Raw genomic sequence first — 23,287 nt, 5'->3', positions numbered from 1 at the left:
TCTTGCTTTTGCTCCTCAATTTTGACTCGCAAATTTTAGAATCCACCCTTAGCAAATATAATGAAATATTTAGATTTAAAATTATTCAAGAGCATGGCTTAATTTAGAAAACTACAATTTCTCAACCCATTTACCGATTTCAACAAGTAGTTCGTCAAAGTCAGGTTGGCCTTTGTAATACAATTTTGCCGTTTTTTTATAGCGTTCTATAAATCGCTCTCTAAGTTCTAAATTCTTCAATAAAAAAGCTTCATTATCAGCAATGGGTATTTCATAGTCTTTGGGAGGAAAACGAGCTTCTTTGTGTTTCTGATATTCTTTTGTGCCTATGAATGATTTTACTGTATTATCTTGTAACAGACTATAGACATCGTAGTACTGGCGCATCAAATTTTGTCTTTCTATTTTATCTTCCTGCTCCTGCCTAAATTTGGTTGCAATTGTTTGTAATTTTTCGACAAAAGTGTACCCAATGTGATAGCAGGCAATATCTACAGCCCGATTGTCAATTATGTCTACTTTTTGCTGTATTGCTTTTTCGTATGCCCAAGACGATATTGTTAGAGGGTTGTTTGGTGTTACCGTGTCAAATCCAACTTCCAGTAAAATTCCTTCTTTAACTCCTTCAATTGTTTCCATTATACTCTCATAATGTAATCGTATGCCTCCACTGCGGTATTGCTTTAGGTCGTCAAATGTTTCATCTCTTTTTACTGCTATGATTCCGTTTATTTTTATTTCATCTGCCAATCCATCATAAAAATCTTTTCTTTTTTGAATATTCCGGGGCTTATTGTTGTTTGGGTTTTCATTTATTTCCATTTCAGCCGGTGGTTTGATATGGAGGTCGATGTCTTCGGAGAAACGGTGTATGATTCCATACCCTTTAGATAGAGAAGTACCTCCTTTGAGTTCGAATTGAAACCCTTGCTGTTTTAGCCCGAACAACACATGCATAATCCAATAGTCTTTTTCGATAAGTCCAGGTTCGATATTTAATTCTGCTCCTACAATACGGAGCAGATCACGGAAGTTTTTATTGTTGTGTAAGTAATCAGACATATTGTGCTGTTATAACAGATTCCAACAATTTTTTTGCTTTAACGCTGCCGTACTCCTGAAGTGATTTTTTTAGTTTTTTAGCATCCATTGTTTTTGCTTTCAATCTCACTTTTGACACTACTTCTTTTGGGTCTTCAGCTAATTGGTCGAGATTGTTTAACAGGTCTACCAATAAAAATTCTGGGGTGGCTTTTAATGGGAAATGAGGTTTTACCCTAAATGAAAATGTCATACCGCCGAGGTTGAAATCTCCATGACGTTTGTGGTTGTAAACCGTTTTGCTGTTGTATAACTGAGTGGTTCCTACTCCCAGAGAATTATAAGCATTTAAGGAAGTTACCAAAAAACGTTTGTCTTTGAGAAAAGAGCGCACCAATACTTCTTCTTCTGGAGGTGTTTCTCCAAAGACTGTTACTTCGGGATAATAGTATAAGCCTTGTGACAGTTTTTGCAAAGTGCCTTCCTGCACCAACTCATCTAAATGGCGGTCAACGGATTTTGACCATTTGGACAAATCAGCCCTACGGTATACTTTTCCTCGTTTTAAATGTTTTTTTAATTCTTGTAATTTATTCATGTTACAAAGTTAATAAATATTATTTAATTGCATATATTTTTATTGAAAATTCATGCAATATGTTTTACATAACTCTATTTAGTTCTGTCGAATCTAAAATATTTTTTTATCTTTAGGGCTTTTAAATCATTCGATCCATGAATATCAAAGGTCACTGCTATCCACAATCTATTATTCTTCAAGCTGTATATTTCAAACTTTGATTTAAGTTAAGCTATCGTGATGTTGAGGAAATAATGAAAATGAGGGGAGTTCAGGTTGACTATACGACAATTCAGCGTTAAGTGTAGTACTGCAATCACTTCTTGCAAAGATTCTATCATTCGTCTAAGCCAAGTCGATAAGCATGCATTTACAATTTTACAAAAAAACTTGGATTTACTTGTTGATTTAAAATCAATATATAATCGAGCTACTATTACCCAAAAGAGAGAATTTGTAAAGCTGGTGTTCGACAGCAACTTATACTATCAGGATGGTATCTATCGAACACCTACAATGATTGATTTATTATCTCGTAATCACCTGTTAATGAAGGAAAAGGGTTTGCTTTTATACAACAAAAAAAGGGATGATTTTTCAATCATCCCATCCAGTGGAGTCGCCGAGAATCGAACTCGGGTCCAAACAAGCAACTAAAAAGCTTTCTACGCGTTTATTTTCCGATTGAATTTTCGATACTGTGCTAGGCCAGAAACAGCCACACGATACTTATCTTCTTAATTTTGAAATCCACCCGAAGCTCATGGAAATCTAGGTTTATTTTTACGGTTCTCCTAAACTGAACGCCACAAACCAAGGCTTTCAAGGAGAATCCAGCTTTCCTATCTGATAGGAACGTGGCTTAATCGTACTATAATTCGGATTATGCAGCTAAAGCGTAGTTATTTTCGCCGTGTAAAATGGTAAGATCTTATATTTACGAGCAAGGTCTCAATGCTCGACGTGCTTACTTATCAATTCGACTTGCTGTCAAAACCAGTCGACCCCTTTTTTGTTTCAAATTCCAAACCTGGATTTTGAGTTTGCAAATTTACACTTTTTATTGGAAATACTATTGCAAAACTAATATCACTATTCTAAAAATCATACTTTTTTTATTCGTCTCTTAATTTGAACGGATAGTCGCCAAATAAAACAGCTAGTTTTCGTATATTGTACGTTTTTAGTGTAAATTTATTTGAAAGTGCTATAATAGTAACGCCTTCTTTTCTCAAAGTAATGTAGGCTGAAGTATTTCCATGCCACCAGCCGTTGTGGAAATAAAAATTTTGTCCCGTTTCCCAATTGACCATTCGAATCCCCAAGCCATAATTTTTTGTTCCTTTGCGTTCATTACTGTAGCCTTTATATACCTGACTTTGTAGTTCAGGTGTTAAAAAATCAGAACTATTTCTAGCTCTGTCAAACTTTAATAAATCACGTGGTGTAGAATAGATATTTTTATCTCCATAAACGGCATCCAGATAATCTTTTCCTATCTCGACTTTGTTTCCTTTGTAGGATGTAACGGCAGTATCTTTATCTCTTTCATAATCAAAAACATACGTATTTTCCATATTAAGTGGCTTGAAAATAATTTGTTTCATAGCCTCTTTATAGGGAAGTTTTGTGATTTTTTCAATTATTAGTGCTAACATGGCATAATTGGTATTGCAGTAACTAAAACGGGTATCGGTTTTGAATTCTAATCCAATGTCTTTTGTAGCCATGATCGTCAGTATGTCTTGATTGGAAAGTATGTTGTGTCGGTCCCATATCGTTTTGTCTCGATCTGTAAAATAGGCGTAATTACGCATGCCGCTTCTGTGATTCAATAATGTTTTTATCGTAATTTCCGGATACGGAAATTCCTTCAGGATTGTATTTACCTTTTGATCCAATTCGATTCTTTTTGCATTTACTAATTTTAAAATAGCCGTTGCAGTAATAACCTTGCTGACAGATGCAATGTGCAGCGGCGTAGATTTAGTAATGACTGTTTTATCTTTGAAATTCGCATACCCTTCATATTTTTCATAAATAATTTGGCCGTTTTTAGCAACCAGAAAACTTCCATTTGCACTATTATGGGGCCAATTTTTTTTGTAAAAAGAGTCTATTTCTTTTCTTTTAGAATCAACATATTCCGCGGTAAGTGTGGGCTCTGGGTTTGTCAACGGCTTCATTTTAGGCAATGTACTCTTTGGAAGTTGGGCATCACTTAATTCAACTTTCTTTTTCTCCTTGGCGCAGGAGCTCAAAATCAAAAAGAGGAGGTATATATGTAGTATCTTTGTTTTTTTTATAAAATTCATTTCTGTGGTGCTAGAAAGGCAAATATATAGAATCAATGCCTTTTTGTCTGATGTTTTTTCTAAACCTTAACACTATTTTATCAATAGACAAGGTGCTCATTTTTGTATCATTTTGTACTTCAGTGACTAGGAGTGTACCGCTTGCAGAATTTTATTTTAAAATAAATTCAAATTCGCTTAAATTGTTATATTTGTAACAAATAAAGACCATTAAGTTATATTAAACTAAATCTAAAGCATTCAAAACGTATGAAATTTGGAATTTTAAAAGAACGAAAAAATCCACCTGACAGAAGAGTTGTTTTTTCACCTGATGAATTAACAAAGCTGAAACAACAGTATCAAGAGTGTATGGTAAAGGTAGAATACTCTGATATTAGAGTTTTTACCGACTCTCAATATGAAAATCAAGGCATCGAATTGACTGATGATATCAGTGATTGTGATGTTTTGTTTGGGGTAAAAGAAGTACCGATAGAAAATTTGATCCCTAACAAATCCTATTTCTTTTTTTCGCATACCATAAAAGAACAGCCCTATAACAGAAAATTATTGCAGGCTGTTTTAGAAAAAAATATCGATTTGTATGATTATGAAACAATTGTTGATGCTAACAATCGCAGGTTAATTGGTTTTGGTCGTTATGCAGGAATAGTAGGGGCATACAACAGTATTCGTGCTTTTGGAATAAAATTCGAATTGTTCAAATTGCCAAAAGCAGAAACACTGTCCGATAAAGAAGCCTTAATAGCACATATAAAACGATTAGTGTTACCGCCTTTAAAATTTGTTATTACAGGAACTGGAAAAGTGGGAAACGGAGCTAAAGAAATTTTGGATGCTATAAAAATAAAGGAAGTTTCGGTAGAGAATTATTTAACTAAAAACTATTCGCAGCCTGTTTATACTCAAATAGATGTCTTAGAATATAACAAAAGAAAAGACGGGCAGGTTTTAGATTTTACTGATTTTTATCACAGTCCAAAAGAATATGTTTCTGATTTCGAAAGATTTACAAAAGTGTCTGATATCTATATAACAGGACATTTTCATGCCAATGAGGCTCCTGTGATTTTGACTCGAGAAATGCTTAAAGCCAATGATTGTAGGATCAAAGTAGTGGCTGACGTTTCTTGTGATGTGAATGGGCCAATAGCATGCACCCTCAGGTCATCAACAATTGCTGAACCTCTCTATGGGTATGTGCCAAATGAAGATAAAGAAGTGGATGTGTTTCATCCTGCGGCAATTGTGGTTATGGCAGTTGATAATTTGCCCTGTGAATTGCCTAAAGATGCCAGTGAAGGATTTGGAGAAATGTTCATGGAGTATGTAATTCCTGCATTTTTCAATGGAGATAAAGATGGAATTTTGCAAAGAGCCAAAATAACTGAAAACGGAAAACTGACTCCACGATTTAGTTATTTACAAAATTATGTTGATGGGAAATAATTTTTTTTTCTTTTAAATTCAAAATCTACAATACAACGTTGCCGGTTTTTTTATTAAAAGTTTTTAGACATAGTTTTTTTTGGTTTTATAATATTATAAATCAATTAACACCAGACAATTTTTGGCTCGACCGAAAATGATTATTTTTGTATAAAATCAGAAATTTATAATGACTAAAAAGATTCCAATTTCCATATTAGAGTTAGCATTAATTACTCAAGATAGCGATGCGAGCGAAACATTTCAAAAAACAACAGCACTGGCACAACTGGCAGACAGTTTAGAGTACGACCGTTTTTGGTTAGCCGAACATCATAATATGGCTAATGTAGCCAGTACAGCAACGGTAGTCCTGATTGGTTATATTGCCAGTCAGACTCAGAATATCCGGGTAGGTTCCGGCGGAATAATGTTGCCCAATCATGCTCCGTTAATTATAGCGGAACAGTTTGGAAGCTTAGAAATATTGTTCCCCAACAGGATTGATTTAGGATTAGGAAGAGCGCCGGGAACAGATGGATTAACAGCACAAGCGATTCGGAAAGATTTCTTTGAGCAATCGCAGCGATTTCCTCAAAATGTAGCTGCGTTACAGGAATTTTTCTCGGAAGATAATGCTACGGCTAAAGTACGTGCTTTTCCTGCCGAAGGAACGAATGTTCCCATTTGGATTTTAGGTTCCAGTATGGATAGTGCTGCTTTGGCTGCTGCCAATGGATTACCGTATGCCTTTGCAGGACATTTTGCACCCAAACTAATGCATCAGGCATTTGAGTTTTATCGAGAAAATTTCAAACCTTCCCAATATTTAGAAGCACCCAAAACTATGGCTTGTGTAAACGCCATAGCTGCGGATACGGATGAAGAAGCAGAAAAATTATCAACCAGTTTGACTCAAATGTTTTTGAACTTGATTCGGAATGATAGAAAACAATTACAACCGCCTGTTGATTCGCTAGATGGGATTATGCGTGAAGAAGAACATTTTCATGTGAATCAAATGACTGCTTGTTCGTTTGTAGGAAGCAAAAAGAAATTAGAAACAGAATTGAAACAATTTATCGAATATACGCAAATTGATGAATTGATGATTACAAGCCCAATTTTTGATCATGAAGACAAATTGAAAAGCGTTCGAATTATGAAAGAAGTTATGGATACAATTAATAAGAAATAAAAACTATGTAAGTCAAAAGTTTAAAAGTCGTAAAGTCAAAAGAATTAACTTTAAGTAAAAAAACTTTAAATCAGATTGTTATGTAATTTTATCTTGATTTTAAAATACGACATTATACCATGGTTATTACTTATCACCACTTTGTCAAAGCCTAAAGAAACGTATCTGACTTATAGGATAAAAAAATGTATTCAGATAATTAGTCGTGTAATCAAAAATCAATTTTTAAATTTTGCTATCAGAATATAAATAGATACAAAGAAACCCTGCAACGTTACATTGCAGGGTTTCTAATTTATAGCTTAATAATTAAAAATTCAACTTGATAATTAATTATTTAAGGCTTCCCACCATATCTTCGGGTTTAACCCAAGCATCAAAATCTTCTGAAGTTACGTAGCCTAGACGAACAGCTTCTTCTTTGAGAGTTGTTCCGTTTTTATGCGCCGTTTGAGCAATTTCAGCTGATTTGTAATACCCAATTTTAGTATTCAAAGCCGTAACTAACATCAATGAGTTGTCAACTAATTCTTGAATACGTTTGTAGTTAGGTGCAATACCTTGTGCGCAATGTTCGTCAAAAGACATACAGGCATCACCAAGTAATCTGGCTGATTGCAAGAAATTTGCAGCCATCAAAGGTTTGAAAACATTTAGTTCATAGTGACCTTGCATTCCTCCTACAGCGATGGCAACATCATTTCCCATGACTTGTGCGCAAACCATTGTCAATGCTTCACATTGTGTTGGGTTTACTTTTCCTGGCATGATGGAAGATCCCGGCTCATTTTCAGGAATAAGGATTTCTCCAATTCCGGAACGTGGTCCAGAAGCCAGCATACGGACGTCATTGGCAATTTTATTCAATGAAACGGCTAGTTGTTTTAAGGCACCGTGCGTTTCTACAATGGCATCGTGTGCAGCAAGTGCTTCAAATTTATTTTCGGCAGTTACAAATGGATGTCCGGTAAATTCAGCGATATATTCCGCTACTTTTATATCGTATCCATCAGGAGTATTCAATCCTGTCCCTACGGCTGTTCCCCCTAAAGCTACTTCGGATAAGTGTGCCAATGTATTTTTAACCGCTTTCAAACCGTAGTTCAATTGTGCTACATATCCTGAAATTTCCTGTCCTAATGTTAGTGGAGTAGCGTCCATTAAATGTGTCCGACCTATTTTAACTACTGTATTAAATTCAACTGCTTTGGCATGAAGCGTGTCTCTTAATTTTTCAACTCCGGGAATAGTAACTTCAACTACTGCTTTGTAGGCCGCAATGTGCATTCCGGTAGGGAAGGTGTCATTTGAAGATTGGGATTTATTCACATCATCATTGGCTTTGATGAATTGTTCGCCTTCGCCAATGTTGAATCCTTTGAGAACTTGCGCACGATTGGCTACAACTTCGTTCACGTTCATGTTGCTTTGTGTACCAGAACCTGTTTGCCAAATTACCAATGGGAACTCATCATCTAGTTTTCCGGCTAGAATTTCATCACAAACCGCAGCAATGGCATCTCTTTTTTCGACTGGTAAAACTCCTAAATCGCAATTGGCATAAGCCGCTGCTTTTTTAAGATACGCAAAGCCTTCAACAATTTCCTTTGGCATGGAAGCCGAAGGACCTATTTTGAAGTTGTTCCTGGAACGTTCTGTTTGTGCACCCCAGTATTTGTCAGCGGGAACCTGCACTTCACCCATGGTGTCTTTTTCTATTCTGAATTTCATTTTGTTGTTATTTAAAAATAATGATGTCGTTTACTGTGTTTTTAGCCCCGATGGCAACGGAAATCCTTTTCTTTTTATTTTCAAAAAGAAAAGATTGGAGTGTACAGCGGGAAATAGCTCCAAATTCTGAGCTCAAAAATACGGATAATTACTTTTTTATAAAAATTGATTGATAGTTTTTATGGTTTTTTATTGGTACGAAAAGGAAATAAACTTACATTTGTGGCTACATTCAAAAATTCCGGAAAACATGTTTGAATTTTCACAGTATTTAGGCTTTTTACTTTTCTTAACCATTCTTACTATAGGATTTTGGTTAATGTTTTTTCTTGTAGGTTTCGTTCAATATTGGATTGGCGGGGCATTATGGGAAATGTATAAAGAAAGAAAAGCAAAGAAAGAACAATCAGTATAATCTGTTTGTTAAATAAAGGACTTCTGTAGGGGAGTCCTTTTTTTATGCTTTACTTTCTTCTCCATATAATAAGCAACATAAAATTATAAAAGGACCCATTTTCATGAGTCCTTACTTTTTTATCCTTGATAATCGCCTTCGTTATCATTTTGCAATTTTCTAGGTTGTTTTTCTTTTTCGTTTTTTGGTTTGTTAAAACGATATGTGAAAGACAAACTAAACTGTCTCACTCTCCATTGCATTTCACTGTAGGAGTTTGCAAATCCAGGAAGATTACTTTCCATCATTCTTTTTCGGGAGTTGAATACATCACTCACGTTGAATGAAAGTGTTCCTTTATCCTTCAAGATGTCTTTGCTGAACGCTATATTTGCTGCAAAAATACCTAAGCTTCTTCCCTGGGCATTATTTTGCGGACCGTTATAACTTGCATTTGTCTGCCAGTCAATTTTGTACGGTAACGTGATTTTTGAAGTCAGTCTTGTAGACCATGAAGTTGCTACGTTATCAAAATTTTGTACAATTTCATTATTTTTAAAATCAGTATAAGTAAAATCTCCTTGAGTTTCGTTTCTGAAGAAATTGAAGTTACTGTTTAATTTCCACCATTTATATGGAGAATAATTTAACGTGAATTCAAATCCTACTCTATATCCTGTAGCTAAGTTAATAGGTGAGCTAATGATAATTGGAATACGTGTATCTTCACCACCATTAATTTGTGTTACCTCACCATTCAGAACTGTATCTTTATCGTCGATTACGGTTACAATAAAATCTCCTGATTCTCTTCTTGCAAATTGAAAAACATTCGTTGTTTTATTTACATATATGGATGTATTAAAGGTAAGTTTTTCCCATCTTTTGATGTAACCAAAATCAATTGCATCTGAAAAAGCGGGATCTAAATCTGGATTTCCGACAAAAATATTGATGTTACTGGACAAGTTACTGAACGGATTCAAAAATCGTCCTCTTGGTCTTTGCACTCTTCGGCTGTAACTTACAGAAGCGCTACTTTTGTCTGAAATTTCATAAGTAAAGAAGGCACTTGGGAAAAAGTTATTGTATTTTTTAGTATTAAAATCATTAGTTGCCAATTGATTGATATTAATATTAGAATCCTCAAAACGCAATCCTACTAAGACAGAAAATTTATTTATTTTCATTCCATATTGGGTGTAAACAGCATTCACTTTCTCCTTATATTCTAATGTATTGGTGAAGTTTTTATTGATTAGGCCGTCATTTTTAACTTGATAATCCGTGAGTAATTCTGAAAAATCACCACGATATCCAGCCTCAAACTGACCTCCTTCGCCAATAGGCAACACATAATCCATCTGGAGTAAATTTCGACTTTGACTTTGGTTGTTGAGGGTGTTGTCAAATTTTACTTCAGCAGTATTGGTAGCTCTATCCGTAATTACTGCTATTTCGAGGTCTTTACTAGTTGAAAAGGAACCGTCAAGGGTTAATTTATGTCCTTCTTTTTTGAATTTTTTAGTAAAATTAGTTGCAAATTCTACATTTTCACTATCACTGCTTTCTAAATTGATTCGGTTACGAGTGTAATCAAAAGTGTTATCTGCCTCAAAATAATTCTGAAAAACATTGTCCCGATTATCTCCGTTATTTTTTCGGTAATTGAATGTATTGGTCCATGCGGTGGTCTCATTTAAGTACAATTCTATTCCAAAATTCCCATTGTACCCTTTACTAAATCGGTCATTTTCTCGGGTTTCATTTATAATATTGTTGATAGTGTTGTCTGCATTTAAATAATTGGTATTTGTAAGAGCGTTTCCTGGACTGTTCCGCTTGTTGTATCCTTGAGTAGTGAAAAGATTAAAGTTGTCAGATTTATAATTTAATGTACCACTCAAACCATTATTTTCAGGATAACCTGCCGAGCCAATAAATGTTCCGTTTAAACCGCGGTTTTTTCCTTTTTTCAAAATGATATTTAATAACCCACCACCACCTTCAGCATCGTATCGTGCTGATGGGTTGGTGATCACTTCTACTTTTTCAATGGCATCCGCAGGAATCAATCGCAAGGCTTCCGCGATATTAATCGCATTTGACGGTCTGCCATCAATAAGAACGCGTACATTATCATTCCCACGAAGGCTTATATTTCCTTCAATATCTACAGAAACAGAAGGAATGTTGTCTAACACATCACTTACAGTACCACCTTTTACCATCAGGTCATTTCCTACGTTGTATACTTTTTTATCTAATTTGATTTCGACTGTAGTTTTTTCTGATCGAATTATAACCTCATTCAATTGATTCGCATCTTCCTCTAAACTAATCAAACCTAAACTGGTGTTGACCTGAAGTTTTTTTTGCTTAATTTCATTTACTTTGAAAGAAATAAATTCAATACTAATGTCGTAAACACCAGGAATAACATCAATATCAAACTCTCCTTTTGGATTTGTTATTCCTCCGGCAACCGGTTTTGGATTGTTAGGATTCATAAATGTTACAGTAGCATATTCCAAGGGTTGTTTGCTGATTTTTTCTATTACTTTACCGGAAATTTTAATTTTTTGGGTTGGAGCTTGTTGGGCAAAACTAAATAGTGTAGTAAAGAAGAGCACTAGAATTAAAACAGATTTCATTTTTTTCATTTTAAAAAAACTTTGGTTACAGTCGTTAGATTGCAAAAGTAAGAGATGGTTTAATACTACAAATCACAAAAAAATGTTAATTAAAAAACTAAGAATTTTAGGAAATAAAGGCCTCTACTTTTTCTAAATCTCTTCCTATTATTGCTTTATTTCCCATGATAACCAGGGGTCTTTCTATCAGAATTGGGTTTGATAGCATAGCTTGAATGATTTGTTCCTCATTCATCGTTGTTCCTTTGAAATTTTCAATCCAAATTTTTTCTTTTTGGCGAACCAATGCTATCGGTGCTATATTTAGTTTCTTTATAATTGCAGACAATTGTTCAAAAGTAGGCGGACTTATCAGATAATTGATTACTTCAAACTCTTTTTCTGATTTTTCTATCAGTGCGAGGCAATTTCTAGATTTTCCGCAACGTGAATTATGGTATATTTGTATCATATTTAGTCGTTTTTAAATAATTGTTAAAAGCATTAGATTAGTGGTAACAAAAATAACGTTTGTGAAACTAATCAAGTATAAAATTAAATTAAAATAGATGTTTATAGCGCAGGGTTTAAAATCAGAGAATACGTTTTGGAAATATATTAAGGGATCATTTATATTTATTTTTGCTTCAATCTTGGGTCAGTTGCCACTTCTGATCCTCTTAATTTATGAAACAACCGTTAAAGGAAAGCCATATCCTTCAAATAACGAAGCTGTAATGCAGTTTTTTGAACCCAATTTAACCTTGTTTTTAGTCCTGATATCATTTGTGGTTCTCATGGGCAGTATTATTTTGGTTGTTCGTTATTTGCATCATCAAACACTACTTTCGGTAACTACTTCAAGAGCTAAAGTAGACTGGAAACGAATCGTGTTTTCATTTTTGATTTGGGCGGCAATAACAATTGTATCTACCTTGTTATTTTATTTTTACAGTCCAAGTGATTTTGTCATCAATTTTAAGCCTGTTCCATTTGCTATTTTGGTTCTCATAGGTGTTGTTTTAATTCCGATACAAACTAGTTCTGAAGAATATATTTTTAGAGGCTATTTGATGCAGGGATTTGCAAACCTTGCTAAAAACAAGTGGTTTCCGTTACTGATGACTTCTCTTATTTTTGGAGGAATGCATTGGTTTAACCCTGAAGTTGCTAAGATTGGTCCTATTATTTTAGTATATTATATAGGAACCGGATTGTTTCTTGGAATCATTACCTTGATGGATGAGGGTATGGAACTCGCATTGGGATTTCACGCAGCTAATAACTTAGTAGGAGCATTGTTGGTCACATCGGATTGGTCTGCCTTTCAGACGCACTCTATTTTTAAGGATATTTCGGATCCATCTGCTGGATTAGATGTAATAGTTCCCGTTGTTTTCATTTACCCAATACTTTTATTTATCTTTAGTAAAAAATACAATTGGACCAATTGGAAAGAAAAATTAACTGGAAATATTTAAATAGTAAAACTGTACAATAATTTAAAATAAGCTTATCATGATTGATGCAATAGCATATTACAATGTCCACAACCTTTTTAAACTAAATGGGTTTCATCTGAATCGAAATGATTTATGCAGAGTAGCATACAGTTTTATAAAAGAAGGTGAGGAATTCGAAAAATCAGTGGGAGATTTTATTCTCGATTGGTTTGATAACAAATCCTATATTGAAATGAATACTTCTGGGACTACAGGAAGTCCTAAATTGATTCGTGTCGATAAACAAGCTATGGTCAATTCGGCGATTGCAACCGGTGATTTTTTCGATTTAAAACCCGGAGATAGAGCATTGCATTGTTTGCCAACTAAATATATTGCTGGAAAAATGATGTTTGTGAGGAGTTTTATTCTTGGTCTTGATGTTGATTTTGTTGCGCCAAGTTCTCATCCTATGCAATATAACGATAATAAATATGATTTTGTTGCTATGGTTCCTCTACAAGCTCTAAACTCTTTATCTGCATTAAAAAATGTAAAAAAAATGATTGTTGGTGGTGCTAAAATGAGTAATTCTCTTGAAAAAGGGCTTTCTAAATTGAAAACGAAAGTTTATGAGACCTATGGAATGACGGAAACTATTACTCATATTGCCGCAAAAAAGATAGGAGAGGAGACTTTTTCAATTTTACCAAATATTAAAATTAGCCAAGATGAAAGGAATTGTCTGGTGATTGATGCATTAAAAATTTCAAACAATTCGATTATTACAAACGATTTAGTGGAACTGGTAGGCGAAAATCAGTTTGTTTTTTTAGGACGAATAGATAACGTAATAAATAGTGGCGGAATAAAATTAATTCCTGAAAAAATTGAAGATAAGCTATCTGATAAAATTAACTCAAGATTTTTTGTAGCTGGAAAAGAAGATTCAGTTTTAGGAGAAAAACTAGTCATTGTTATAGAAGGGGAACAACAAGTACTGGATGAGAGTATTTTTGATGGTTTAGACAAATATGAAAAACCGAAAGAAGTTTTTTATGTTTCTAAATTTAGTGAAACCGAAAGTGGAAAGATTAAACGCAAAGAAATTTTAGAAAGTATTTAAATTGTTTTTAATAAAAAAGCACTTACCAAAACGAGGGCACTGAAAAAGTCTTTTTACAAACAAATATAGCATAAAAGGAGGGTAAATCTTATGATTTATTCTCCTTTTATGCTATATTTAGCTCTAATTATAAGAGTTTTTTAGATGTTAGTTAACAGCAATCAACACATTTAAGGAAGCATTTTTCGTTATTTGATTTAATTATTCCAAAGAATAATATTTTGAAAAAGATCAATGATTTAATAGATTTTCCTTAATAAATAAATACTGCACCAAGAATGGACGTATGGCAGAAAGTCCCGTTTGTATGTTAGAGTATTTGCTTCTTAAAACAATTTGTAGTGTTTCGGATGTTGATGTAGTGGAAGGTTTGCGTTACAACATGTTTTTTTAAATATAAATCCAGAACCATTCCGGTTTAAACTGTACAGGTGAGATAGCAATTTTCACAGTCAATTTAAAAAGAATATTTAAATTAATATAGAAATGCAACCTACCATTGAGTTACTTAAAATAACTCTAGGTAAGCTTAAGTTGGTTTATTGAAGCTCCATTATAAAATCAATCATAAAAAAAGAAAAACCGCTTGTAACCGATTATGTAAATCCTGTTACAAGCGGTTTTTTATTATCTGAAAAATGATTCTGATCAAAATAACGGTTACTTTTTATTAAATTATTGCTGCATTTTAAAATAATAATCAGCTGAATTTTTTCCGCTTCCATAGAATAAGAAAAATATACAAGCTCCTAATATTAGCAATGCCAAAAGTAAATTTTGGGAATGCATTGCTCCCATAAAATTTACTACTATAGCACCTATCAGTATGGGAAGTTGTGCTATTATAGCCCATCTTGTCAGTAAACCAAAAGCAATCATTATACCACCTACCATGTGTGCTGGAGCAATATAGTGAATAAGGAACATTCCGCCACCAATCCTGTCAATTGGCGATATTAAATCATTTAAATATTGGATGTTCGTTATAAAAGAGATTCCTTTCATAAACAAAAATACACCAAGTGTTATTCGTACCAAATCCACGGTTAAATAAGTGTGCGTATTCGCCCATTTGTTTAAATTTTTTACGCTATTCATAATACTATAGTTTTAAATATTTAGTACTAAGTTACTGAATTTTAATATAATAAATTATAATTGTTAAAGAAAACTAAACTTTGATTGTTTTTTTGTTCAAATAGAATAATCTATTAGCTTTTGCGAATAAACTACTGATAATGCCGTCTCAATTTATAAGTACAGCGTAAGTAAGTATCTTAAATAATTAAAACGAATTTGGTTTAGATTTTCAGCACGTTATTTTGCAAAGGGGCTAATGCTATAACTATCAATCCTTTGAATAAAGGCAATTATATATGTACAAAATAATAAATATAAGTTCCAGTAAATTAGGAGTTAAACTTGAATAATACCTAAGTTAAATTTTTTCTCAATAGGCGAGTGGTTAGCCGCTTCTATTCCCATAGAGATCCAAGTTCGGGTGTCTAGGGGATCAATAATAGCATCTGTCCATAATCGAGATGCGGCATAATAAGGCGAAACTTGCTCGTCATATCTGGCTTTTATTTTATCAAATAATTCTTTTTCTTTTATTTCATCTACGAGTTCTCCTTTTGCTTTAAGCGAAGAAGCTTCAATTTGCGCCAGCACTTTTGCCGCTTGTGTTCCGCCCATAACCGCTAATTCTGCACTTGGCCAGGCAAATATTAATCTTGGATCATACGCTTTTCCGCACATGGCATAATTTCCAGCACCATATGAATTTCCTACAATTACAGTGAATTTTGGAACAACGGAATTGGATACCGCATTTACCATTTTGGCACCGTCTTTTATGATTCCGCCATGTTCTGATTTAGATCCTACCATAAATCCGGTAACATCTTGAACAAAGATCAATGGGATTTTTTTCTGGTTGCAATTGGCAATAAAACGGGTGGCTTTATCTGCACTATCGGAGTAGATTACGCCACCAAACTGCATTTCACCATTTTTAGTTTTTACCACTTTTCGTTGGTTGGCAACAATTCCAACTGCCCAACCATCTATTCTGGCATAACCAGTGATAATAGTTTGGCCATAGCCGTCTTTATAAGCTTCAAATTCTGAATTGTCTACTAAACGATTGATGATTTCCATCATGTCATACTGCTCATTTCTGGCTTTTGGCAAAACACCGTAGATTTCTTTTTCGTCTAATGCTGGTTTTTGGGATTTAATTCGGCTGAAACCAGCTTTATCAAAATCACCTATTTTATCAACTATATTTTTTATTTTATCCAATGCATCTTTATCGTCTTTGGCTTTATAGTCCGTCACACCGGAAATTTCACAATGGGTGGTTGCTCCGCCCAGAGTTTCATTATCAATACTTTCGCCAATAGCAGCTTTGACAAGATAACTTCCTGCCAAGAAAATACTTCCTGTTTTTTCGACAATCAAAGCTTCGTCACTCATGATGGGTAAATAAGCTCCACCGGCGACGCAACTTCCCATTACAGCAGCAATTTGGGTAATTCCCATGCTGCTCATTTGGGCATTATTTCTAAAAATACGTCCAAAATGTTCTTTGTCCGGGAAAATTTCATCTTGCAAAGGCAAATATACTCCGGCGCTATCTACTAAATAAATAATTGGCAGTCGGTTTTCCATAGCAATTTCCTGTGCCCGTAAGTTTTTCTTGGCCGTTATAGGAAACCAGGCTCCCGCTTTTACGGTAGCATCATTGGCTACAACAATACATTGTTTGCCTCTGATGTATCCTATTTTTACCACAACACCACCTGATGGGCATCCACCGTGTTCTGCATACATTCCTTCACCAACAAATGCTCCAATTTCAATGCATTTCGCTTTTGGATCCAATAAATAATCAATACGTTCACGAGCGGTCATTTTGCCTTCACCATGTAATTTTTGAATGCGTTTTTCACCGCCGCCTAATTTAACTATGCTTAATTTTTGTCGCAATGCGGAAATTAAAAGTTTATTGTGGTCTTCGTTTTTGTTGAAGTTTAAATCCATGATGAAAGAATGTTAAAAATAATTTTGGGCTAAAATACAAAATTCAAGTAAATAAATTTTATTGGTTTAGAAAGAAAACGGAATATTTTTTTGATTTAAAAACAAAAAAACAGAAGTTACCTCCTGCTTTTTTATGAATTTAATAAAAAAAAAGGTTATTTATGTTTGGATTCATTTACAAGTCTTTTTAAAATTGCCCATTGTTTGAGTGCATCACGAGCTTCAACGGCCGGATACCCTAGCATGGTTTTTCCTGCAGGGATATCTCCTGTTACACCGGAACCGGCACCTACAATCGCACCATCGCCTATGGTGGTGTGATCCTTTATAGAAGCGCTTCCGCCAATGATTACGCCATTTCCTAATGTTACAGAGCCTGCTAATCCACTGTTTCCAGCCATAATACAAAACTTACCTAGTTTGCTGTTATGCCCAATTTGGACTAGATTATCAATTTTACAGCCGTCACCTAAAATGGTTGAACTGAATTTGCCTCTGTCCACACAGGTATTAGCGCCAATTTCGACACTATTACCAATAATTACATTTCCAATTTGCGGAATTTTGACCAAACCTCTTTGTGGGTCAGGCCGAAAACCAAAACCATCCGCACCTATAGTCGCATTAGGATGTAAAATACAATCATTGCCAATGTGACATCGTTCTCTGATAACCGTTCCTGACCAGATTACTGTGTTTTTACCAATCGTACATTCATCTAGAATGGTCACATTAGGATATACAGTGGAGTTGTCTCCAATTATGACATTAGGTCCTATATAACAGCCAGCACCAATTCGGGCACCAGTGCAAATAGAGGCAGTTGGATCAATCACAGCACTGGGATGAATGTCAATAGTAAATACTGGTGTTGGTGGAGCAAAGAGTTCTAGTACCTGAGACATCGCTAAATCAGCATTTTTAACTTTTATGAAAGCTCTATTTTCTCCGGGTTCTATAGCAATATCTTCATTGACCACTGCCGCACAAGCATTGGAAGTAAACCATAATTTTTCGTATTTTTTGTTTCCAATGAATGAAATTTCGGAAGCGGTAGCCATTTCTAATTGTTCAGGAGCAGTAATGTTTTGGGTAGTATTCCCTATAATTACGCCATTAAGAATCGCATTAATTTCTTGGATTGTATAAGATTTCATTCCGTGTAGATTGGATTTGGTTGTTTAATATTTTTCAAATAAAAGAATTTAGCGTTGAAATTCCTAATCTTACTAATTTCTTTAACAGGAATAAATGGAGTGGTTATATAAATTGTGAATACAATATTGTAATTATTCCTTATCCTTTGGACATGAGGAAATGCTGATTGATTACAATAAATAGCAAACAACAGTTAGCGGTAGAGACTTTGTTGATTGAATGGTTGGGGTTAATTATAAAACAAAAATCCGGTACTTAATTATAAGTACCGGCTATTTTCTATTTATTTGACTCGGATAAATTATCTTTTCACAATCATTTTTCCATTGTTTTCTCCTTTAAATAAACCAAGTAGTGCCGTAGGTAATTGATCAAAACCTTCTACTATAGTTTCTATAAACTTCAATTTTCCTTCATTGACCCATTTTGATAAGTGTGCAATTCCTTCTGGAAAGTCTTTTTGAAAATTATTGATAATAAAACCCTGCATTAATACACTTCGGGTTAATAACATGGGTTGGATTCGGGGTCCCATTGGTATTTCGGTGCTGTTGTAAAGGGAAATTTGTCCACACAAAGCAATTCTGGAATGAAAATTCAGGTTTTCGATAACCGCATCAGAAATACTGCCACCTACATTGTCAAAATAAACATCCACACCGTTTGGACATAATTTAGCAATTGTGGATTTCATATTGGTATTTGTTTTGTAATTGACGACTTCGTCATAGCCAAATTCTTCTTTTAGCATTTTTACTTTTTCATCAGAACCGGCAATTCCTATTACACGAGCACCTTGGATTTTTGCAAGTTGGCCTACTACTATCCCAACGGCTCCTGCTGCTCCTGATACCACAACGGTTTCTCCCGCTTTTGGTTTTCCAATTTGCATTAGACCAAAATAAGCGGTAAGTCCTGTCATTCCTAGTATTCCTAAATAATATGTTAGGGATTCTACTGTTGATTCAATTTTTTGCAGGCCTTTTTCAGAGGCAATCATTTGTTCGCTCCAAGGCAAAGCGCCCAGAACAGTATCTCCTGTTTGGAAAAGATCGGATTTTGATTCTACTACAGTAGCTAAAACTCCGCCCTCTATAGGTTGGTCTAATTCAAATTGAGGTACATACGATTTTCCTTCATTCATTCGACCGCGCATATAGGGATCGACGGAATAATACAATCCTTTTAAAAGGACTTCTCCTTTTTTTAGATCGTCTAATTCTATATTTTCAGATCTAAAATCATCCAATGTTGGAATTCCATTAGGTCTAGATGCTAGTACGATTTGTTTCGTTTTCATTTTTTTTAGTTTAATAAAAACTCCATTAGCCATTCGTTAATGAAGTTTTGTTTCCTGTTTCCTTTTTAAAACTAATTTATAGTTTGGTTCTGAAATCATTTATGATACCTCCTTTTGCAAGTACGTTAATTTGACGATCACTTAAACTGTGTTTGGTTTCAAATTCTAAAGTGCTTCCGTCCCCTTTTTCGATCACTACTTTTATATTATTTCTATTGACAACATCTTCACGGAGGTTTTTAAAACGGATCAAATCTCCCTGTTCCATTTTGTCATAATCAGAAACATTTATAAATTCTAAAGGCACAATTCCAAAATTGACTAAATTTTGCCAAGCAATACGGGCATAACTTTGGGCAATAACAGCCACTTGTCCCAAATATTTAGGAGCAAGAGCGGCATGTTCCCGACTGGAACCTTGGGCATAATTTTCTTTTGCAATAACGATATGTCCACCAAATTCTTTTTTAGATTTCATGGCTCGGTCATAAAAACTAGGATCGATCACACTAAAAGCATATTTACTGATTTCAGGAATATTACTTCTTAAGGGAAGTACATCGGCTCCAGCTTTCAAAATTTCATCTGTAGATACATTATCGCCCATTTTTAATAAAATAGGAATTCGATAGTCTTGTTGTAAAGCTTCAATTTCAGGAATCGATTTGATATTTGGACCTTTGTGTAATTCAACTCCTGATCCATCTTCTAATGGAGCTACTAGCATATCAGTATTGATAATTTCTACTTCAGGATTCTCAAATTTAGGATATTTCATGCCATAGATTTTTTCCATATCTCTAGGATCTGTGATTTTTCCTGTCAGGGCAGATGCAGCAGCCGTTTCGGGACTACACAAATAAACCTGATCATCTTCTGTTCCAGAACGACTTGGGAAATTTCGAGGCATGGTTCTTAAACTGATTGTTCCGGTAGCGGGAGCTTGCCCCATTCCTATACAACCCATACAACCTGATTGATGAAAACGAGCACCAGCAGTAATCAAATTTGCAAAAGTAAAATTTTTTAGCATGTTTTGAATTGTCTGTCTAGATGTAGGATTGACATCAAATGAAACTGCACTGTTAATGGTTTTATCCTTTACAATGGCTCCGGCAATCCAAAAATCTCGTAATCCAGGATTTGCCGAAGAGCCTATAACGACCTGACCAATTGTTTTTCCGGTAACTTCACTCACGGTAACTACATTTCCAGGACTTGTGGGCAGTGCAATTAAAGGAACCAAATCGTTTAAATTAATTCCTGCATATTCATCATAAGTTGCTCCTGAATCGGCAATTAATTCCGTCCAGTCAGATTCCCGATTTTGGGAAATTAAAAACCGTTTGGTTTCATCATCACTGGGGAATACAGTTGTTGTAGCACCTAATTCGGCGCCCATATTGGCAATAACATGACGGTCCATCACACTCAGATTTTTCAATCCTTCACCATAATATTCTATAATTTTTCCCACTCCGCCTTTTACATCATAGCGTCTTAGCATTTCTAGAATAACATCTTTGGCACTAACCCAATCGGGTAGTTTACCGCTGAGTTCTACACCCATTACTTTTGGCATTTTGACAAAATAAGGTTGACCTGCAATTGCAGCTGCAACATCTAAACCACCGGTTCCAATGGCTAACATTCCCAAAGATCCTGCAGCACAAGAATGACTATCGGACCCAACGAGTGTTTTTCCGGGTTTGCCAAAACGTTCCATGTGCACCGGGTGACTTACGCCATTTCCGGGACGACTGTACCAAAGACCAAATCTTTGTGCCGCCGAAAGTAAAAATAAATGGTCATCGGCATTTTTAGAATCTGTTTGCAAAAGATTGTGATCCACATATTGAACCGCAACTTCCGTTTTGGCTTTTTTTAGACCCATGGCTTCTAATTCTAATTGGACCAATGTTCCGGTTGCATCTTGCAATAATGCCTGATCTATCCGGATTCCAATTTCTTGACCCGCAATCATTTCACCATGTAAAAGATGCGATTGGATTAATTTTTGACTAACGTTTAATTTTGACATATTTTGTGCGTTTAGATACTTTTCTTAAATCTAAAAATCGAGATATTGTTTTATTCTAGAACGGATCAGATATTCCACTGACACGAATTAATTTTTTATTTACAAATTCATGAATTCCAATTTCAGAGAGTTCTCTACCGTAACCAGAACCTTTGGTTCCTCCAAAAGGTAAATCGGCTTGTGTCCAAGTTGGGTGATTGATAAATACCATTCCAGAATCAATCTGATCAGCAAGTCGTTTTCCACGTTCGATATCTTTAGTAAATATGGATCCTCCTAAACCAAAATCAGAATCATTCGCCAAGGCAATTGCAGCAGCTTCGTCTTTTACTCTGTAAAAAGAGGAAACTGGTCCGAATAATTCTTCGTGATATGCTGGAATTTCAGGATTTAGATCCGTTAGAATGGTAGGTTCCATAAAGGCTCCCGGACCATCAACTCTTTTTCCTCCGAGTAAAACGGTAGCTCCAGCAGCAACTGATCTTTCCACTTGATCTACTAAGTGTAATAAAGCTTCTTCACTACTCAATGGACCTAATTCTGTATTTGAATCCATTGGATCTCCTACTTTTAATTTAGCTAGTTTGGCTGTGTACTTTTCGATAAATTCATCAGCAATAGCTTCTATAGCAATAATTCTTTTGGAAGCAATACAGCTTTGTCCATTATTGTTCATTCGTCCAACTACGGCCCATTCTACAGTTTTATCAATATCGGCATCTTCTAAAACGATTAAGGCATCATTACCTCCTAATTCTAAAACTGATTTCTTAAGGTTTTTACCAGCTTCTGCAGCTAAACTTGCACCAGCGGCTTCACTACCGGTAAGTGAAACACCTTTGATTCTTTTGTCAGAAACAATGGCTGAAGCTCTCTTTCCTGAGATTAACAAATTAGTGTATAATCCAATTGGCGCTTGCGCTTCTTTAAATAAATCTTGAATTGCAATTGCACATTGAGGAACCATAGAAGCGTGTTTTATCAAGATAGTGTTTCCCACCATAATGTTTGGCGCAATAAAACGCGCTACCTGATAAAAAGGGAAATTCCACGGTTGAACACCCAGTAAAACCCCAATTGGGCTTGATCTGATAATGGCTTCGCCAAGTTCAGGCTCTAATTTTTTATCGGCCAAAAAGGTTTCGCCATTTTTAGCATAATAATCTAATATATTAGCACTTAATTCAACTTCACCTTCTGCCTGAGAAAATAGTTTTCCCATTTCGAGTGTGATCAAAGTAGCCAAAGCTGTTTTTTTCTCTCTCATTAAAGAAGCTACTTTGTTTAAAACAGCCGCTCTTTCAGAATATGATGTTTTTTTCCAATCTTGGAAGGTATTGGCAGCTTGTACAATGGCATCATCTACTTGCTTGTCGGTCATTTCATCAAATGATTTCAAAATTTTGTTTGTTGCGGGATTCGTTGTTTGTATGGCCATAATTCTAATATTTAAAGAAGATTAATTTTTGGCTTCTGCCAAAAATAATTTATAATGTAAAACAGATGGTTTTAGCATGTATAGTTCAATAATTGGTAAGGAAATTTTTACGAAGTAGATTGGTTTTTTGAAAAAAATAAAATTGTTCTAGTTTGTAATAACAATTATTGAATAACAAAGATAAAAATATTATGAGGAATAAGACTTACATAATTCCCACATTAACTTTTTTTTATGCGTAAAGTAAACACATCTAAAGCCTTCTTTTTAAATTTTGTTTCTTTTTGTCTTCCTTTTTCTACATTTGGATGGATGGTGCTAATTTTTACTTTTATAATCATTGTTGTCCGATAAAAAAAGAAGCCAAATTAATGGCTTCTTAGTAAAAATCGTATTTTAGTTTTGCAAAATTAA

Annotated in this window: 17 protein-coding genes, 1 other RNA gene and 1 pseudogene; 6 read left to right on the top strand and 13 right to left on the bottom strand. The window is 34.7% G+C overall.

All coding sequences use genetic code 11. The features are described 5' to 3' along the window. Window positions 1-111 precede the first annotated feature (111 nt). The 4 genes from EKM00_RS04650 to EKM00_RS04635 all read right to left on the bottom strand — a co-directional run bounded on the left by EKM00_RS04650 (window position 112) and on the right by EKM00_RS04635 (window position 3,936). Window positions 112-1,062, bottom strand: coding sequence for a nucleotidyl transferase AbiEii/AbiGii toxin family protein (locus EKM00_RS04650; RefSeq protein ID WP_126515408.1), 951 nt, complete (start codon window positions 1,060-1,062; stop codon window positions 112-114). After that, window positions 1,055-1,639, bottom strand: a complete 585-nt coding sequence (locus EKM00_RS04645) for a DUF6088 family protein (RefSeq protein ID WP_126455984.1) — start codon at window positions 1,637-1,639, stop codon at window positions 1,055-1,057. The genes EKM00_RS04650 and EKM00_RS04645 overlap by 8 nt, the downstream gene beginning before the upstream one ends. A 593-nt stretch (window positions 1,640-2,232) precedes the next feature. Next, window positions 2,233-2,629, bottom strand: a transfer-messenger RNA (tmRNA) gene (gene ssrA / locus EKM00_RS04640). A 107-nt stretch (window positions 2,630-2,736) separates the two neighbouring features. Next, window positions 2,737-3,936 (bottom strand): serine hydrolase domain-containing protein, encoded by a 1,200-nt coding sequence (locus EKM00_RS04635; protein ID WP_126515407.1) that lies wholly within the window; start codon window positions 3,934-3,936, stop codon window positions 2,737-2,739. Between the two features lie 249 nt (window positions 3,937-4,185). Here EKM00_RS04635 and EKM00_RS04630 point away from each other — a divergent pair, with 249 nt between their 5' ends. Further along, the gene (locus EKM00_RS04630; RefSeq protein WP_126515406.1) at window positions 4,186-5,388 is read left to right on the top strand and encodes an NAD(P)-dependent oxidoreductase; all 1,203 of its coding nucleotides are present in this window, start codon (window positions 4,186-4,188) and stop codon (window positions 5,386-5,388) included. A gap of 169 nt (window positions 5,389-5,557) precedes the next feature. Next, window positions 5,558-6,565: an LLM class flavin-dependent oxidoreductase gene (locus EKM00_RS04625; RefSeq protein ID WP_126515405.1), complete on the top strand. Its 1,008-nt coding sequence runs from the start codon at window positions 5,558-5,560 to the stop codon at window positions 6,563-6,565. Between the two features lie 333 nt (window positions 6,566-6,898). Here EKM00_RS04625 and fumC read toward each other — a convergent pair whose 3' ends face one another. Beyond that, window positions 6,899-8,296, bottom strand: a complete 1,398-nt coding sequence (gene fumC, locus EKM00_RS04620) for a class II fumarate hydratase (protein WP_126515404.1) — start codon at window positions 8,294-8,296, stop codon at window positions 6,899-6,901. Window positions 8,297-8,546: 250 nt separating this feature from the next. Here fumC and EKM00_RS04615 point away from each other — a divergent pair, with 250 nt between their 5' ends. Then, window positions 8,547-8,711, top strand: coding sequence for a hypothetical protein (locus EKM00_RS04615; RefSeq protein WP_091170588.1), 165 nt, complete (start codon window positions 8,547-8,549; stop codon window positions 8,709-8,711). Between the two features lie 119 nt (window positions 8,712-8,830). On the opposite strand, the gene EKM00_RS04610 is transcribed toward EKM00_RS04615, so the two are convergent. Both EKM00_RS04610 and EKM00_RS04605 read right to left on the bottom strand, forming a co-directional pair. After that, a complete protein-coding gene (locus tag EKM00_RS04610; protein WP_370453919.1) occupies window positions 8,831-11,344 on the bottom strand; it encodes a TonB-dependent receptor domain-containing protein in 2,514 nt (837 codons plus the stop codon). A gap of 106 nt (window positions 11,345-11,450) precedes the next feature. Beyond that, window positions 11,451-11,795 (bottom strand): ArsC/Spx/MgsR family protein, encoded by a 345-nt coding sequence (locus EKM00_RS04605; RefSeq protein WP_126515402.1) that lies wholly within the window; start codon window positions 11,793-11,795, stop codon window positions 11,451-11,453. Window positions 11,796-11,892: 97 nt separating this feature from the next. Between EKM00_RS04605 and EKM00_RS04600 the strand changes: the two genes are divergently transcribed. The 3 genes and pseudogenes from EKM00_RS04600 to EKM00_RS04590 form a co-directional block, all read left to right on the top strand. Next, a complete protein-coding gene (locus EKM00_RS04600) occupies window positions 11,893-12,804 on the top strand; it encodes a CPBP family intramembrane glutamic endopeptidase (protein WP_126515401.1) in 912 nt (303 codons plus the stop codon). Between the two features lie 37 nt (window positions 12,805-12,841). Then, on the top strand, window positions 12,842-13,891 hold the full coding sequence (locus tag EKM00_RS04595; protein WP_126515400.1) for an AMP-binding protein: 1,050 nt from the start codon (window positions 12,842-12,844) through the stop codon (window positions 13,889-13,891). 200 nt (window positions 13,892-14,091) lie between these two features. Continuing rightward, a pseudogene (locus EKM00_RS04590) lies at window positions 14,092-14,282 on the top strand (IS5/IS1182 family transposase); the annotation flags it as partial. Window positions 14,283-14,566: 284 nt separating this feature from the next. Here EKM00_RS04590 and EKM00_RS04585 read toward each other — a convergent pair. The 6 genes from EKM00_RS04585 to EKM00_RS04560 all read right to left on the bottom strand — a co-directional run bounded on the left by EKM00_RS04585 (window position 14,567) and on the right by EKM00_RS04560 (window position 22,873). Continuing rightward, window positions 14,567-14,989 (bottom strand): DoxX family protein, encoded by a 423-nt coding sequence (locus tag EKM00_RS04585; RefSeq protein WP_126456178.1) that lies wholly within the window; start codon window positions 14,987-14,989, stop codon window positions 14,567-14,569. Between the two features lie 318 nt (window positions 14,990-15,307). Further along, window positions 15,308-16,936, bottom strand: a complete 1,629-nt coding sequence (locus EKM00_RS04580) for an acyl-CoA carboxylase subunit beta (protein ID WP_126515399.1) — start codon at window positions 16,934-16,936, stop codon at window positions 15,308-15,310. Between the two features lie 155 nt (window positions 16,937-17,091). Continuing rightward, window positions 17,092-18,093: a UDP-3-O-(3-hydroxymyristoyl)glucosamine N-acyltransferase gene (lpxD, locus tag EKM00_RS04575; protein ID WP_126463352.1), complete on the bottom strand. Its 1,002-nt coding sequence runs from the start codon at window positions 18,091-18,093 to the stop codon at window positions 17,092-17,094. Window positions 18,094-18,395: 302 nt separating this feature from the next. Beyond that, complete coding sequence (locus EKM00_RS04570; RefSeq protein WP_126515398.1) at window positions 18,396-19,394, bottom strand: NADP-dependent oxidoreductase; 999 nt, start codon at window positions 19,392-19,394, stop codon at window positions 18,396-18,398. 76 nt (window positions 19,395-19,470) lie between these two features. Continuing rightward, complete coding sequence (locus EKM00_RS04565; RefSeq protein WP_126515397.1) at window positions 19,471-21,435, bottom strand: aconitate hydratase; 1,965 nt, start codon at window positions 21,433-21,435, stop codon at window positions 19,471-19,473. A 55-nt stretch (window positions 21,436-21,490) separates the two neighbouring features. Next, window positions 21,491-22,873: an NAD-dependent succinate-semialdehyde dehydrogenase gene (locus tag EKM00_RS04560; RefSeq protein ID WP_126515396.1), complete on the bottom strand. Its 1,383-nt coding sequence runs from the start codon at window positions 22,871-22,873 to the stop codon at window positions 21,491-21,493. Window positions 22,874-23,287 lie beyond the last annotated feature (414 nt).

The sequence above is a fragment of the Flavobacterium sp. RSP15 genome (assembly GCF_003968755.1).
Lineage (GTDB): Bacteria > Bacteroidota > Bacteroidia > Flavobacteriales > Flavobacteriaceae > Flavobacterium.
Note: the sequence above shows the minus strand (reverse complement) of the source record. Positions and strands in the feature narration are given on the sequence as shown.